Source organism: Pseudomonas sp. W5-36 (assembly GCF_046540455.1).
GTDB lineage: Bacteria > Pseudomonadota > Gammaproteobacteria > Pseudomonadales > Pseudomonadaceae > Aquipseudomonas > Aquipseudomonas graminis_B.
The window spans coordinates 59,625-74,494 of sequence record NZ_JAXCIQ010000023.1; the positions used below are offsets into that span (position 1 = coordinate 59,625).

Annotated in this window: 13 protein-coding genes; 7 read left to right on the forward strand and 6 right to left on the reverse strand. The window is 58.7% G+C overall.

Features of this window, described 5'->3' with window-relative positions; all coding sequences use genetic code 11:
• The first annotated feature begins 27 nt into the window (after positions 1 to 27).
• From dgcB to SLW74_RS24965, 3 genes are read left to right on the forward strand one after another with little or no spacing between them, the layout of a single operon-like run.
• Entirely contained in the window at positions 28 to 1,989 is a 1,962-nt protein-coding gene (gene dgcB / locus SLW74_RS24955; RefSeq protein ID WP_410930428.1) for a dimethylglycine demethylation protein DgcB, read from the forward strand.
• Positions 1,989 to 3,209 carry an electron transfer flavoprotein subunit alpha/FixB family protein gene (locus SLW74_RS24960; RefSeq protein ID WP_410930429.1) on the forward strand — a complete coding sequence of 407 codons (1,221 nt, stop codon included), beginning with the start codon at positions 1,989 to 1,991 and terminating at the stop codon, positions 3,207 to 3,209. Before dgcB ends, SLW74_RS24960 begins: the two co-directional genes overlap by 1 nt.
• The gene (locus tag SLW74_RS24965) at positions 3,199 to 4,002 is read left to right on the forward strand and encodes an electron transfer flavoprotein subunit beta (RefSeq protein ID WP_410930430.1); all 804 of its coding nucleotides are present in this window, start codon (positions 3,199 to 3,201) and stop codon (positions 4,000 to 4,002) included. The genes SLW74_RS24960 and SLW74_RS24965 overlap by 11 nt, the downstream gene beginning before the upstream one ends.
• Before the next feature lie 35 nt (positions 4,003 to 4,037).
• Here the strand turns inward: SLW74_RS24965 and SLW74_RS24970 are convergent, their stop codons facing one another.
• The 4 genes from SLW74_RS24970 to gbcA form a co-directional block, all read right to left on the reverse strand.
• On the reverse strand, positions 4,038 to 4,556 hold the full coding sequence (locus SLW74_RS24970; RefSeq protein WP_065991256.1) for a hypothetical protein: 519 nt from the start codon (positions 4,554 to 4,556) through the stop codon (positions 4,038 to 4,040).
• 6 nt (positions 4,557 to 4,562) lie between these two features.
• Positions 4,563 to 4,751 (reverse strand): hypothetical protein, encoded by a 189-nt coding sequence (locus SLW74_RS24975; protein WP_065991257.1) that lies wholly within the window; start codon positions 4,749 to 4,751, stop codon positions 4,563 to 4,565.
• Positions 4,752 to 5,438: 687 nt separating this feature from the next.
• Complete coding sequence (locus SLW74_RS24980; RefSeq protein ID WP_410930431.1) at positions 5,439 to 7,097, reverse strand: ATP-binding cassette domain-containing protein; 1,659 nt, start codon at positions 7,095 to 7,097, stop codon at positions 5,439 to 5,441.
• A gap of 374 nt (positions 7,098 to 7,471) precedes the next feature.
• Complete coding sequence (gene gbcA, locus SLW74_RS24985) at positions 7,472 to 8,770, reverse strand: glycine-betaine demethylase subunit GbcA (protein WP_410930432.1); 1,299 nt, start codon at positions 8,768 to 8,770, stop codon at positions 7,472 to 7,474.
• Between the two features lie 329 nt (positions 8,771 to 9,099).
• Between gbcA and gbcB the strand changes: the two genes are divergently transcribed.
• The gene (gbcB, locus tag SLW74_RS24990) at positions 9,100 to 10,200 is read left to right on the forward strand and encodes a glycine-betaine demethylase subunit GbcB (protein WP_065991259.1); all 1,101 of its coding nucleotides are present in this window, start codon (positions 9,100 to 9,102) and stop codon (positions 10,198 to 10,200) included.
• Positions 10,201 to 10,275: 75 nt separating this feature from the next.
• Here the strand turns inward: gbcB and SLW74_RS24995 are convergent, their stop codons facing one another.
• Positions 10,276 to 11,901 (reverse strand): methyl-accepting chemotaxis protein, encoded by a 1,626-nt coding sequence (locus SLW74_RS24995; protein ID WP_192134994.1) that lies wholly within the window; start codon positions 11,899 to 11,901, stop codon positions 10,276 to 10,278.
• A 315-nt stretch (positions 11,902 to 12,216) separates the two neighbouring features.
• Here SLW74_RS24995 and SLW74_RS25000 point away from each other — a divergent pair, with 315 nt between their 5' ends.
• The gene (locus SLW74_RS25000; protein ID WP_065991261.1) at positions 12,217 to 12,450 is read left to right on the forward strand and encodes a hypothetical protein; all 234 of its coding nucleotides are present in this window, start codon (positions 12,217 to 12,219) and stop codon (positions 12,448 to 12,450) included.
• A complete protein-coding gene (locus SLW74_RS25005) occupies positions 12,447 to 12,749 on the forward strand; it encodes a cell division protein ZapA (RefSeq protein WP_065991262.1) in 303 nt (100 codons plus the stop codon). Before SLW74_RS25000 ends, SLW74_RS25005 begins: the two co-directional genes overlap by 4 nt.
• Before the next feature lie 67 nt (positions 12,750 to 12,816).
• On the opposite strand, the gene SLW74_RS25010 is transcribed toward SLW74_RS25005, so the two are convergent.
• The gene (locus SLW74_RS25010) at positions 12,817 to 13,857 is read right to left on the reverse strand and encodes a threonine aldolase family protein (RefSeq protein WP_296311304.1); all 1,041 of its coding nucleotides are present in this window, start codon (positions 13,855 to 13,857) and stop codon (positions 12,817 to 12,819) included.
• Positions 13,858 to 13,974: 117 nt separating this feature from the next.
• Here SLW74_RS25010 and SLW74_RS25015 point away from each other — a divergent pair, with 117 nt between their 5' ends.
• The gene (locus SLW74_RS25015) at positions 13,975 to 14,700 is read left to right on the forward strand and encodes a TraX family protein (RefSeq protein ID WP_410930433.1); all 726 of its coding nucleotides are present in this window, start codon (positions 13,975 to 13,977) and stop codon (positions 14,698 to 14,700) included.
• The last annotated feature ends 170 nt before the right edge of the window (positions 14,701 to 14,870 follow it).

A 14,870-nucleotide genomic window follows, 5' to 3' on the forward strand; every position in this document is an offset into this window, starting at 1 on the left:
AAGACCCTGAGTCTTTGGGAGCTCCACATGCTAAACACCCTTCTTCCCATCCTGCTCTTCGCTGCCCTGGGCCTTGCGGTTCTTGGCGCGTTGCGGCGGATGAGCCTGTGGCGCAACGGGCGTGCCGCCAAGGTCGATCTGCTCGGCGGGTTGCTGGCCATGCCCAAGCGCTACATGGTCGATCTGCACCACGTCGTCGCCCGGGACAAATACATCGCCAATACCCACGTGGCTACGGCGGGCGGGGCGGTTGCGTCGATCGTGCTTGCGATTCTGGTTCACGGGTTTGGCTGGCATAACCGGGTCCTCGGCTACGCGCTGTTGCTGATGTCCGCCGTGATGTTCGTGGGCGCAATCTTCATGTACCTGCGTCGTCGCAACCCGCCGAGTCGGTTGTCGAAAGGCCCGTGGATGCGCCTGCCGAAAAGCCTGCTGGCGTTCTCGGGCTCGTTCTTTATCGTCACGTTGCCGGTTGCGGGCGTTCTGCCTGCGAACTTCGGTGGCTGGTTACTGGCGATCATTCTTGGGATTGGCGTGCTGTGGGGCGTCTGCGAATTGTTCCTCGGCATGACCTGGGGCGGCCCGATGAAACACGCGTTCGCCGGCGCGCTGCACCTGGCCTGGCACCGCCGTCCCGAGCGCTTCGGCGGAGGCCGCTCGACAGGGCTGAAGCCCCTCGATCTGAAGGACAAAACCGCGCCGCTGGGCGTGGAGAAACCCAAGGACTTCACCTGGAATCAGCTGCTCGGTTTCGATGCGTGCGTGCAGTGCGGCAAGTGCGAAGCTGCGTGCCCGGCCTTCGCTGCCGGCCAGCCGCTGAACCCGAAAAAACTGATTCAGGACATGGTCGTCGGCCTGGCGGGCGGCACCGATGCAAACTTCGCCGGCAGCCCTTATCCGTCCCTCGACGGCCAGGGCAAGCCTATCGGCGAACATGGCGGCAACCCCCATCAACCCATCGTCAACGGGCTGGTCGACGCCGACACCCTGTGGTCGTGCACGACCTGTCGGGCCTGCGTGGAAGAATGCCCAATGATGATCGAGCACGTGGACGCCATCGTCGACATGCGCCGGCATCTGACCCTCGAAAAAGGCGCCACCCCCAACAAGGGCGCCGAGGTCCTGGAAAACCTAATCGCGACCGACAACCCAGGCGGCTTCGCGCCGGGCGGACGCATGAACTGGGCGGCAGACCTGAACCTTGACGTCATGAGCCACAAGAAGGCCGTGGACGTGCTGTTCTGGGTCGGCGATGGCGCGTTCGACATGCGCAATCAGCGCACCTTGCGCGCCTTCGTCAAAGTGCTGAAAGCGGCCAAGGTCGACTTCGCCGTGCTGGGGCTGGAGGAACGCGACAGCGGCGATGTGGCTCGTCGTCTGGGCGATGAAGCAACGTTCCAGACGCTCGCCAGACGCAACATCCAGACGCTGGCGCAGTACAACTTCAAGCGCATCGTCACCTGCGACCCCCACAGCTTTCATGTGCTGAAAAACGAATACGGTGCGTTCGGGGGGCACTACGTCGTACAGCACCACAGCACGTATCTGGCCGAGCTGATAGTCAACGGCGCGTTGAATCTGGGTCAGCACAAAGGCGCCAGCGTCACCTATCACGATCCGTGCTACCTCGGCCGTTACAACGGCGAGTACCAGGCGCCGCGCGATGTGCTGCGTGCGCTGGGCATCGAGGTCAAGGAAATGGTCCGGTCCGGATTCCGCTCACGCTGCTGCGGCGGCGGCGGTGGCGCGCCGATCACCGACATTCCGGGCAAGCAACGGATCCCCGACATGCGCATGGATGACATCCGCGAGACGGGCGCCGAGCTGGTGGCTGTGGGTTGTCCACAGTGCACCGCGATGCTTGAAGGCGTGGTCGAGCCACGGCCGATGATCAAGGACATCGCCGAGCTGGTAGCTGAAGCACTGCTTGAAGAAACCGCGCCTGCAAAACTGGCAGCGGCCCGACGTGAACCTGCGGAGGCGCATTGATGAGCGACATTATCCGCCGTGACCCACGTGCCGAATGGATCGCACGTAACCGGTTGCATCCGCTGCACGCGGCCATGCAACCGGCTCAAGCCAGCTGGATGGGGCCCAACGGTGTGCTGCGTAAAAACGTGCATGGCATCGGTTTTATCGGTCCCAACGGCGTCAAACGCATTGATCGAAGCGGTGCGCAGCAAGGCGGCGCGATTAAACGCTCGGCAATGGTCGAAGCGCAGTTACCGCTGCACCAGATTGCCGAGCCCTCTTTCTACATCGCTGTCGTTCCCGACATGGTCGGCGGCCGTCTGAGCAGCCATGACCGCGACTTGCTGGGCTTGGCCCATGGTCTGGCTGGCAACGAGGGCGCCGTCCTGGCGGTGATTTTTGGCGAGCACAAAGAGACGGCGTTCGACACTGCAGGCGTCGATCGTCTGTTGATACTGGAAGGCAGCGCGTTCACTGGTTATTCCCCCGAGCAGCGTGTGCAAGGTTTGCGAGCTGTGGATAACCAGTTCGACCCCCATCACTGGTTGCTGCCCGACAGCAGAAACGGCGGGGGAGAGTTGGGACGCCGCTTTGCGGCCAGTCTGGGTGAGCGACCGTCGACACGAGTGTGGCAAGTCGCTGGTGAACGGTGCATCGGCCGCGCAGGCGCTGGTGGGCATGACCTGTCTCGTCCCGTGTCACGCTTGATCCTCGCCCAGGCCGAATGCGCCGAATCGGTCAGTGAGACCCGGCACGAAGTACTGCCCGTAGAGTTATCCACAGCTGTTGCACGCAGCTTGCCGCGCATCGAGGACCTCGGTGCCGTGGCGGTCGATCCGGCACTTATCCCCATGTCTGAAGCTGAGTTCATATTTTCGGGTGGCAACGGGATCAAGGATTGGTCATTGTTTCACCGTACCGCCGTCGCGCTGGGCGCCACCGAAGGCGCATCCCGAGTGGCCGTTGACGATGGCTTCATGACCCGGGATCGTCAGGTCGGTGCGTCCGGTACCTGGGTCACCGCCCGGGTATACGTGGCGGTCGGGATCTCCGGTGCGATCCAGCATCTACAGGGCATTGGCGCCTGCGACAAGGTGGTGGCCATCAATCTCGACCCCACCTGCGACATGATCAAGCGCGCCGATCTGTCAGTGATCGGCGAGAGCTCTGCCATTCTCGAAGCGCTGATTGAGGCGGTCGACACCTACCGGATCGGGGAGAAGCGCGATGCAGCCTGAAATGGGTGTCTCTGTGGATAAAGGTGCGCTGCACGTGATCAGCCTCGTCTCCGTTGGCGCGCACCCGACGTCAGGACGGCCGCGTCGGGCTGAGCAGGATGCCCGTGCCGTAGAGCTGGGTTTGCAACTGGCTGGGGATAACTTGCACGTACTGCACGCGGGTGACGCCGAAGAACCTGCATTACGTGGCTACCTGGGCATGGGCGTGGACGAGCTTCACGTGCTGGCTCAGCCGCCAGGCGCGGACTCGGTGCCAGGGCTTACGGATTACATTCGCGAGTCGGGCGTGCAGTTGGTGCTGACCGGTAGCCAGGCCGAGACGGGCGAAGGGTCCGGCATGCTTCCGTATTTGCTGGCTGAAAGGCTCGGCTGGCCGCTAGTGGTGGGCTTGGCGGAGGTCGAGTCCATGAGCAACGGCAGCGCTCAGGTGCTGCAGGCGCTCCCCCGAGGTCAGCGCCGCCGGTTGAAAGTCCGGTTGCCATTTCTGGCGACTGTGGATAACTCGGCACCCAAACCCCGGCAAAGCGCTTACGGCCCGGCGCAGCGCGGTTTGCTGGATGTGGAAGAGATTGAAGTAGTCATCGACGAAGTGTTCACTGGGGCTGAGTTAACGCCCGCCAAGCCACGGCCAAAGCGCCTGAAGGTCATAAAAGCCAAGAGCGGCGCTGATCGCATGAAGGCCGCAACGGCGAAAGCGAGCGGAGGCGGTGGGCAGGTGCTCAAAGGGGTGACTGCTCAGGAGGGGGCTGCGGCGATTTTGAAATTGTTGGTGGAAGAGGGGGTGGTTCGTTGAACACCGAAAGGCGTCACAATGGCGCCTTTCGGTGTTCACGACTGAGGCGTATCGGGCTGCATTTTTCGACTTCTGGAATCTGCATCTACAATCACAACGTCGAAAACCTGCTCAATAACCTGACGTGGTCCCTGTTTCAAACTCCATGCAAAGAAAACGAGGCACCCAACAAGTAAAGTGAACAAGCCCGAGCCAACGAGGCTCTGCGCAGCCCCCTTCCAGAACCCTGGCCGCGCCATGCGGATGTCGTTGGCGGCTCTTGAAGAGTAAAACGCTGCCAGCTCTTCCGTTTCGGTGCTCAGTGAGGACTCCAGGAAGTTTGTCGCCAGCCGGGTCGCTTGGGTTCGATAGGCTTCAATTTGCGAGCTGCTGTTGCTGATGTCGTGGAACGCAACGAGATCGCAATCTAGCGGATCAGTACCGTTTCTCTCTTTGAACGCGTGGATATACTCGATTTTTTGCCGTTTATACACCGAGTACGCCAGTTGGCCGAGTATGTCGTCCTCATCGTTCACTAACTCGCTGAAGATGTAGTTGTAGCGCTCTTCGATCATGTGAAATCACTCCTGCCGGAGCCTGCGGGAGGCCGATCGGAATGCTTCCCTGATTTCTTCCGTAGTCTTAGGTTTAAAGCTGATAATGCCCAATAATTCTTTGGGCAGAGCGAACGAGGCTCCTTGCTTACGTTTGGATAGCCTGTTGTTCGCCTCGATGACGACTTTGCGTGAGAACGGTGTCCAGTGATGCATGAGTGTGCTCCTTGCCGCCGGTGATTTGCGCTGAGTGTAGCGAGCCGTCCGGGGCTTTGATGTCAGACGCTTCCTAAACGTACCGGCCCAAACGTCCATGTGCATATACCCACAATCGCTGTTAATCCGCCTGTGGATAAACTGTTCGGCCATTGCTACAGACCTTGTTTTCTATGGCTTTCAAGCAGGTGGTCAATTTTTGATCGCTCTATCCCGCGGATTCTTATAGGTTTTTTCCACACGCCAGGCCTCGCGGTCCTTGTTCTTACCCACATTCTCTGTGTGCGGGCGTGTGGATAAGATGTTCGTGATCCCCTGTAGGCCACGTAATCCGTGGTCTCTGGAGCGGCGGTCAGATTTTAACCAATAATGCCTCTGGCGCGCCCTTTTGTCTCTCTGGGCATCGTTATCAAGCGTATTCCACGCTTGTCCACAGCGCTGGGCATACTTACGCACATATGCTGTTGGCGCTTCTGTGGATAACATGTTCGCGGTTAGGCTTGAGCCCCTGAATCCGGTAGGTTGAGCAATCTGCTCAAAAAGTGATCAGCCACTTGCGCTGAATACAGTCGGGGCAGTATTCAGTCGCGCGAATATCTCCAAATCTTCAACCCTGATGGCGTTGTAAATCTCCTCATTCGGCAGGCAGGTAGGAGAGTGTCATTGTCCGATTCAGCAAACTCGTATCTACGCCAGCGCCTGTGCAACGACCCCGTCGTTTTGCAATTCGCTCCAGGGGCCGTCTGCAATGACCTCGCCGTTTTTCAACACAATCACACGATCGAAACGGGACAGCGCAGTCATGTCGTGGGTAGCGCACACCAGCCCCCTTTTATGGAAGTGCTCGAACAGAGTGCTCCACACACCCTGGGCGGTCTCCTGATCCAGAGCCGATGTTGGCTCGTCGAACAAGTTGAAATCTCCAGGGCGATTTATCAGCCGGAGCAGTGAAAGTCGCTTTGCTTCGCCTCCGGAAATGTTTACTGCGCCTTCAGCTATTGATCGGTAGGCGGCCAGGTGTGCCACGCCAAGATCGTCAAGGATTCGGGGGAGGTGGTCTGACATGGGTTGATCAAAGAGCACAGAGTGTTTGAATGTGCCTTCAAGAAACACTGGGTCTTGAGGACAGTAGCGAACCCGATCCAGATACGTCTGAATGTCGCACCCTCGTAATGTCCTGCCATTTATGGAAAGGGCGTGCCGGAGTGTTTTCAGCGTTCCGGCCATCGTGTCTAAAAGCGTGCTTTTGCCGGCACCACTGGGCCCGATGATCGCAACGGATTGGTCAGGCGTGAAATGCAGCTTACAGTTCGTTACCTGAGCAACTGCGACCAATTCCAGTCTTGATAAAGGTTCAGGTAAAGGTTCTTGCGGTACCTCTACAAGATCCTCCAGTGACAAGATTTTCAGAAGCCTCTGTCTGTCTACCGAAAACTGATCCAGTGCCCGATAGGCCTCTGCCAAAGCGCTGCAATTACTGAGAAACATGCCAGCCAGCGAAAATACGGCGACCAGCTCCCCAACAGACAAGCGTGGAGATAAGGAAGCCTGGTCACTGACGCCCCAGGCAAGCAGCCCGGCCGTGGACAGCCCGATGTACAACACTTTGATCGAACTGAGAACAGCGCCGGTACTTGCCACTCGTGTTGCCGCGTGTGCGTACTCTGTGTAGCTCTGGCGAAGCGGTTTCATGGCGAGGCCGCAAGCCTGCTCGAGCTTCAGGATTTTGCCTGCCTGCAGGGTTTCGAATAGCTTGGACGACACCCTGTCCTCTTCATCATTGACGGCAACCAGATAAGGACGCCGCCAGCAGATCAGCTGGTGGTAGAGCAAGATGTAGCCGACAGAAACACCCAGCAGGGTGGTGAACATCAGTGCGCCGCCCAAGCAGGCAAAGATGATCGCGATCAAAGCCAGTTCAATCAGCAGCGGCAACCCTGATGTGATGAAAAAAATCAGAAACTTCTCGTGGGCAGTTATTCCTCGTTCCACGGATTTGATGAGGCCGCCAATCCGAAGGGAGGAAAATTGCTCAAACTCCTTGCCCAGTATTTTTTCGGACCATTCGGTAGAGAGATCTGCCAGAGTTGTCTGCACGAGCTTCACAACTTGATAAGTCTGAAGCGGGTGCAACACGGACTGCAGCAGCACAGCGCCACAAAGAACAACCAGTAAATCGCTGAGGGTAATTGAAGTGACATCTTCTACGACAGAGAGGTTATCAATAATCTTTCCCAGCAATAGGGCTGGCGCTAGAGTGGACAGCTTCAATAGAACGGTAAGTGCGGTGGCGCTTATGAACAGTCTTTTCCTGGCCCTCAGTGTCTCGGTGATAAAATCGATCATCCGCATAGGTACCTCAGGGAGCACACTGTCGATGAGCGCTTAAAAAGCCCCATTATTTGCTACGAGTGCTGTACTGATAACAGGCGTTGATCGTCATTCACATCGATTGCTGAGGTGAAACTTCTGTTCTTCCTGTAGGCCGCTTTAGTGGTGTCGTAGGTCGGTCTGAATAACTCTATGATTTAACTCAGGTTTTTTGTAGGAGGCAGTGGCTGATAAGTCGAAAAAGCTGCGAACGACCTCCTGTGCCTTTATTCAAAACTTCCGCACAGACACCCAAAACGCAGCGCGGGCAAGCGCGCTCCTACAGCTCGAATGTCTGTAGAAGTGCGGTTGCCCGCGAAGGTGTCAGCTCAAACCCGCCAGGTAAGAACCTACTCGTGATTTACCGCCACCCCCTTCAGATAAGAAGCAGGCTCGGCGCCCATGTTTTCCAGTAATTTGGCGCTGTACCAGTCGATGAAGTTCACCACTCCGAACTCGTACGTTTTCGAATACGGCCCCGGCTGGTAAGCGACGGAGTTAATCCCGCGCTGGTTTTCTTCGGCCAGGCGGCGGTCCTGGTCGTTGGTGGCGTCCCAGACTTCACGCAGGCGAGCGACATCGTAGTCCACGCCCTCGACAGCATCCTTGTGGACGAGCCACTTGGTGGTGACCAGGGTTTCCTGTGCGCTGACCGGCCACACGGTGAACACAATCACGTGGTCGCCCATGCAGTGGTTCCACGAGTGGGGAAGGTGCAGGATGCGCATCGAGCCCAGGTCAGGGTTCTGGATGCGCCCCATTAGCTTTTTGCTGCCTTGCTTGCCATCCATCGTCATCGAAACAGTGCCTTTGAGCAGCGGCATGCGCACGATGCGGTTGCGCAGGCCAAAGCTGGCGTGGGCGAACGGGATTTTTTCGGCCTCCCAGGCGGCGGCGGAGGCTGCAACGTGGTCCTTGAAGGCCTGGTCGGCGCGCGGGTCGGTGACGTCGTCCCACTCCAGCAAGGTGTTTAGCAGTTCGGGGTGCGACGCATTGCAGTGGTAGCACTCGCGGTTGTTCTCCAGCACCAGCTTCCAGTTGGCTTTTTCGACCAGGGTGGTTTGCACCGCCACCTTGGTGTTCTCCATATCGTACGGCTCCATGTAGTGATTCAGCGTCTGCAGAAACGCGTCGATGGCCGGAGGGTTGCTGGCCATGCTGATGAAAATGTAACCGCCCGCCACTTTGCAGTGCACAGGCTTGAGGCCGAACGCCTTCATGTCGAAGTCCGCACCCATCTCGGTGCCCGCGTACAGCAGGCGACCGTCGAGTTCGTACGTCCACTGGTGGTATGGACAAACCAGCTTGGCGACCTTGCCTTTTTCCTTGGTGCACAGGCGAGAACCGCGGTGGCGGCAGACGTTGTGGAACGCATTGATCGAGCCGTCCGGTCCGCGCACGACCAGGATCGGGTTCTTGCCGATCTGCAGGGTGAGGAAGTTACCTTTGGCCGGCACTTCACAGCTCATGCCCGCGATCAGCCACTCTTTCTGAAAGATTTCCTGCATGTCGATTTCAAACAGCCGCTCATCGCTGTAGAAAGGCTGCGGCAGCGAGTAAGTGCGCTCGCGGGTGTGCAGCATCTCGGCAGTCGCCTTGCGCGCAGGTTCCAGCGGATCGCCCAAGCTCAGAGTTGCGGTGACGTCCATCTTTCAAGTCCTCAGGCCGCGCTTTGCGCAGTCTACGAATGTGGCTGATACGGTGGGTGTGTAGCGAAGCGCGCGAGGCGGCAGTGATTTCTGACGCCCAGGCCGATGGATAAAGAATCTGTAATGAATTGATGGCGAGTGTGGAGCCGGGCGCGACCTGAACCTTATCCATGGGCGACATGGCCGAATCCGTTTCCGACGGCCCGGCCCCTATAGACCGGGGCTGGTCGCCATAAGTATGTGAATGTCGCTGATAGGTAAATAGACGGCTCGCGCGTTACGCAGAATCGCCACCATGAGAGGCCGACCGTCGGCCGTGGAGAGTGTGTATGTCCCAGAGTTTCCTCAGCCCGGTCAACACCCAGACGTGGGCCAACGGCCGCCATCTGGTGCGGGTCGTCAAAGTGATCCAGGAAACCTGGGACGTGCGCACGTTCTGCTTCATGGCCGACCAGCCGATTCTGTTCTTCTTCAAGCCCGGCCAGTTCGTCACCCTGGAGCTGGAAATCGACGGCGTGCCAATCATGCGCTCGTACACCATCTCCAGTTCGCCTTCGGTGCCCTATAGCTTTTCTATCACCATCAAGCGTGTGCCCGGCGGCAAGGTGTCAAACTGGCTGCACGACACGCTGCACGAAGGCCAGGAGCTGGCGGTGCACGGGCCGGTGGGGCTGTTCAACGCCATCGACTTCCCGAACCCGAAAATCCTCTACCTCAGCGGCGGCGTCGGCATCACGCCGGTCATGTCCATGGCACGCTGGTACTACGACACCAACGCCAACGTCGACATGGTCTTCGTGCACAGTTCGCGCTCGCCAAAAGACATCATCTACCACCGCGAGTTGGAGCAGATGGCGTCGCGAATCAATAATTTCGCCCTGCACATCGTCTGTGAAAAGCACGGGTTGGGTGAGCCGTGGGCAGGTTATCGCGGTTATCTGAACCAGAAGATGCTCGAACTGATGGCCCCGGATTTCATGGAGCGGGAGGTGTTCTGCTGCGGGCCGACGCCGTACATGAGTGCGGTCAAGCGGTTGCTTGAAGCCAACGGTTTCAACATGGCGCAGTACCACGAAGAATCCTTTGGCGCGACGCCACCGGAAGCCCGCGCCGACGCCGTGGAGCATGCCGAACAGGCCGCCGATGCGCCGGATCTCGATGTCGCTGAATTGAATCAGGTTGAATTCACCGACACCGGCAAGAGTATCCGCGTCGCGCCGGGCGAAACCGTCCATGCGGCGGCTGCCAAGCTTGGCCTGATGATTCCCAAGGCGTGCGGCATGGGCATCTGCGGCACGTGCAAGGTGATGAAGCTAAGCGGGGAGGTCGAGATGGAACACAACGGCGGCATCACCGATGACGACGTGGACGAAGGCTACATCCTGGCGTGCTGCAGCGTGCCGAAGGGGGATGTCCGGATTGAGTATTGAGGCCTGACGCCGTCCTCAAACGCTCTCCGCGGCCTAAAGAGCCGACTCGGTGTGGAGTCGGCGCTTTAACGTCGGTTAAACCTTGAAGCGCGCAACCATCCCGTTCAAATCCACGGCCAGGCGCGACAGCTCGTTGCTCGCTGCGCTGGTCTGGTTGGCACCTGTCGCAGATTGAGTCGACAGGTCGCGGATGTTGACCAGGTTGCGGTCCACTTCCCGAGCGACCTGGGCCTGCTCTTCCGCCGCGCTGGCGATCACCAGGTTGCGTTCATTGATTTCCACAACGGCGCTGTTGATAGTGTCCAGCGCAAGGCCTGCGCCTTTGGCGATGTTCAGGGTGGACTCGGCGCGTTCAGTGCTGCTGCGCATGGAGTTCACAGCCTGCTCGGTACCGCCCTGGATGCTGCCGATCATGCGCTCGATTTCGCTGGTCGACTGCTGAGTGCGGTGGGCGAGGGCGCGGACTTCGTCAGCGACCACAGCAAACCCGCGACCCGCTTCACCCGCACGGGCCGCTTCAATGGCGGCATTGAGGGCCAACAGGTTGGTCTGGTCCGCCAGACCGCGGATCACATCCAGCACTTTGCCGATGTCACGGGATTCGTCCGCCAGGTTACCGATCAACGTGGAGGTGCTCTGCACATCAGTGCTCATGCGTTCGATGGCGGTGACGGTTTCCTGCACCAGATCACGGCCATCGCTGGCGGACGTCGTAGCGTTCTTCGACGCTTCCGAGGTGCTCACAGCGTTGCGTGCGACTTCTTCCACGGCGCTGGTCATTTGGTTGACCGCAGTGGCGGCCTGTTCGATTTCGTCGTTTTGCTGGGACAGGCCACGCGCGCTTTCGTCGGTGACAGCGTTCAGCTCTTCGGCGGCCGAAGCGAGCTGGGTCGCCGAACCGGAAATACGCTGCAGGGTGTCGCGCAGCTTGGACTGCATCTTCAGCATCGCGGCCAGCAAACGGCCTGCTTCGTCGGTTCCGTCCACGTTGATGGTGCGCGTCAGATCGCCTTCGGCAATGTCTTCAGCGGCGTTCAGTGCCGAAGCGATAGGTCGGGTGATGCTGTTGGTGAGCAACCAGGCGAACAACACGGTCAGCACAGTGGCAATGATCAGCAGCGTGACGACCATCGTGAACGCGGTCGAATACTGTTGAGTGGCCGTCGCACTGGCTTCATTGACCTGTTGGGTATTCATCTCAATCAGCTTGGCGAGCACCACGTTCATCTGGTCTGAGTTGGTCTGCAGATCGGCGCTGAGCAAACGGGTCAGCTCGGTCATGTCGTTGGCCTGACTCAGCGTCTTCATACGGCTTTCAAGCTGGCGGTAGTCGTTGAGCAACTTGACGTACTGGTCGTAGGCCGACTGCTCTTCGGGCGCGGAAATCATCTTGGCGTAGATTGTCCGGGCGTCGTCGATCTGCTTGTTGCGCATGGCAAACAATTCAGTGGTTTTCTGCAGCGTGTCGGGGTCGCGGTTCAGCATTAGGCGATAGGACAGAACACGCAGGCGAATGCTGCCTTCGGTCAATTTATCCAGCGCCTTGATGCTCGGCATGCTTTTGGTGGCCATGGCGACGTTGGCGTTGTTGATTTTGTTCATTTGCGAGAGAGCGAACACGCCCAGAATCAGCATCAGGAGGCCGATGACGGCAAATCCAAGAAAAGCGCGGGGCGCTATATTCAAATTACGTAGGGACATTACGGTTCCAGAGAGGCCGCGATCCATGCGAGGCGAAAGTGAGAAGGGACAGAGATGCACCGTTTATCGGTCGTCTTTACGGGGACTTGATGCCGTTCCTCTGCGCTGCGCGGTTATGTCGCAGTCGATGACCTGACGAGCAGCAGGAACAAGATCGCGAAAATGGAGTCAATCAGGGCCGCTATGCGTTTGCGGAATAGAGTTGTGGAGATGCTTGTTGGTCGGTGTAGTGGCATGAATGCCCTGATTTCACTGGTAGCTAAAGTGACTTTTCTTTATCGTACGCGCCCTTTGAAATTTGCCTGAGATATCAAAATGTTGGAAGCATCCCTAAGCCAGTTGGAAAAGCTCGTCAGTGACCTGGTACAGCACAATCAGGAGCTGCAGAACACGAACGCACAACTCGCCGAAGAGTTGAAACAAGCCAGGGATGACAACGACAGTCTGCAGTTGAGCCTGATGGAGCAGGAAGAGAAACAGGGTGCAACGGCTGCGCGTATTCAGGCGTTGGTCGATCGCGCCACCAGCGTCAGCGCGGTTGACGCATGATCACCGATCAGGACGGCGCCAAGGTTATTTCCATCCTTGGCAACGACTACACGATCAAGGCACCTGCCGGCCAAGAGCAGACTTTGATGGACGCTGTGTCGATGCTGAAATCGGCACTGTTCGAAACCAAGCGCAGTTACCCGACGCTGATCGGCGACCGCTTGCTGGTGCTGGCGGCGTTGAACCTGTGTTCAAAGCAGATCGAACTCAAGCAACAACATGCCGAAGCGCTGAGCCGTTATGAAGACAAGGTCAGCGCGACGGTCGAGGTGATCGAGAAGGTGATTGCTCAGGGGTGAGGCGCCGGTGCAGCCCATCCGCTGACTGCTGATGGGCTGCAACCTGCCGGTGACGGGCCAGCTGTTTTCAGCTTCCCATCACCAGCCTGATATCCGCTGCCAGCTCCCTTACGCGGGCTTCTTCGGTGTCCCACGAACACATGAAGCGCGCGCCACCGACGCCGATGAAGGTGTAGAAGCGCCAGCCTCGTGCGGTCAGCGCAGCAATGGCCGCTTCCGATAATTGCAGGAAAACGCCGTTGGCCTGCACGGGGAACATCAATTCCACCCCGGGAATATCCTTGACCAGATCCGCCAGCAACTGCGCGCAGCTATTCGCGTGGCGTGCGTGCTTGAGCCAGGCGTCGTTTTCCAGCAAACCTACCCACGGTGCCGACAGAAAACGCATCTTCGAGGCGAGTTGCCCGGCCTGTTTGCAGCGGTAGTCGAAGTCTTCGGCGAGCTTGTGATTGAAGAACAGGATCGCCTCGCCCACTGCCATGCCGTTTTTGGTGCCGCCGAAGCACAGCACATCAACGCCGGCTTTCCAGGTCAGCTCCGCAGGCGAGCAACCCAGAAACGCGCAGGCATTGGCGAAGCGGGCACCGTCCATGTGCAGGTTCAGGCCCAGCTCCTTGCAGGTCTCGCTGATGGCTTCGAGCTCTTGCGGCTGATACACGCTGCCCACTTCCGTGGCTTGGGTCAGCGTGACCACTCGGGGTTTCGGATAATGGATGTCGGCGCGTTTGAGCGCGACTTCACGAATGGACGCGGGTGTCAGCTTGCCGTTCTCGCTGCGTGCGGTCAGCAGTTTGGAGCCGTTGGAGAAGAACTCCGGCGCGCCGCATTCGTCCGTTTCGACGTGAGCCGTTTCCGAGCAAATGACGCTGTGGTAACTCTGGCAGAGGGATGACAGCGCCAGGGAGTTGGCCGCTGTGCCGTTGAAGGCGAAGAACACCTCGCAGTCTGTTTCGAACAACTGACGGAATTGATCGGCCGCGCGCGCTGTCCACTGGTCGTCGCCATAGGCACGCTGGTGCCCGTGGTTGGCTTGATCCATGGCCGCCCACGCCTCCGGGCAGATTCCCGAATAGTTGTCGCTGGCAAACTGCTGGCTTTGGTCTGACATGGCCGGTTCCCTGTAATCGAAGCCTGCGACTGTAACCAAAGTTGATCGGTTTGGTCATGCATTCTTGCGTCGGAAAATTCAGCCAGGCAGCGAAGCAATATGACCGAAACGAAATCAATGACCTTACCCGCGCGTGATCGCGCGCTGGACCTGCTCAAGTGGCTGGCGATGCTGAGCATGGTGATGGACCACCTGCGCTATGTCGGCTGGCACGCCAATTGGCTGTACGTACCGGGGCGCCTGGCATTCCCTTGGTTCTGCCTGGCGATCGCGGTGAACGTCGTGCGCACTTGCCGGCGCGAAGTGGATTCGTCGATCAAGTGGAAATATCTGGCCTGGCTGGCCGTGTTTTCTGTGATCGCGGAGCTGCCCTATCGGATTTACATGGCGGGTGAGGTCACGACGCTCAATGTATTGCCGACGCTGGCGCTGGGTTTGCTGGTTGCGCAGGGCGGGATGAGTCGGTCATGGCCTGCGCGGCTGCTGGGGATCGCTGCCCTGGTTATCGGTGCGCTGTTTGGACCGCAGTTGATGTTCGGCATGTATGGGGTGTTGCTGCCGCTGGCGTTTGTGCTCGTGTTGCGGACCTCGTTATGGCTGGCGATTGTGCCGGGGATTGTCTGCTTGTTGAGCAACGAGTGGCCGAAAATCATCGATGGCATGCTGTGGGGCGACCCGATTTCCATCGGCGCCCTGACGGCCTGTCTGCTGGCACCGCTGTTGGGGTTAGCGATTGTTCGCGGGCGCCCGGCATTCGGGGTGTGGCCGATGCGGCGGTGGGCGTACCTGATTTATCCGGTGCATTTTTTGCTGCTCTTCGGGCTGCGGCAGATCATCGAATGACGGTGGTTTGGAGGACATTTACGCAGCGTGTGCGCCCTGGGCTTTATGTTCTGACCTCCGACGCCTTCCCGGCTAAAGCCGGTCCTATGTATGGACTCGCCCCCACATTCAACCTGCTTTTCGAACACTGCTACCCGGTTGCATCTATGTATAAGGCCTGTTCGAGGAAG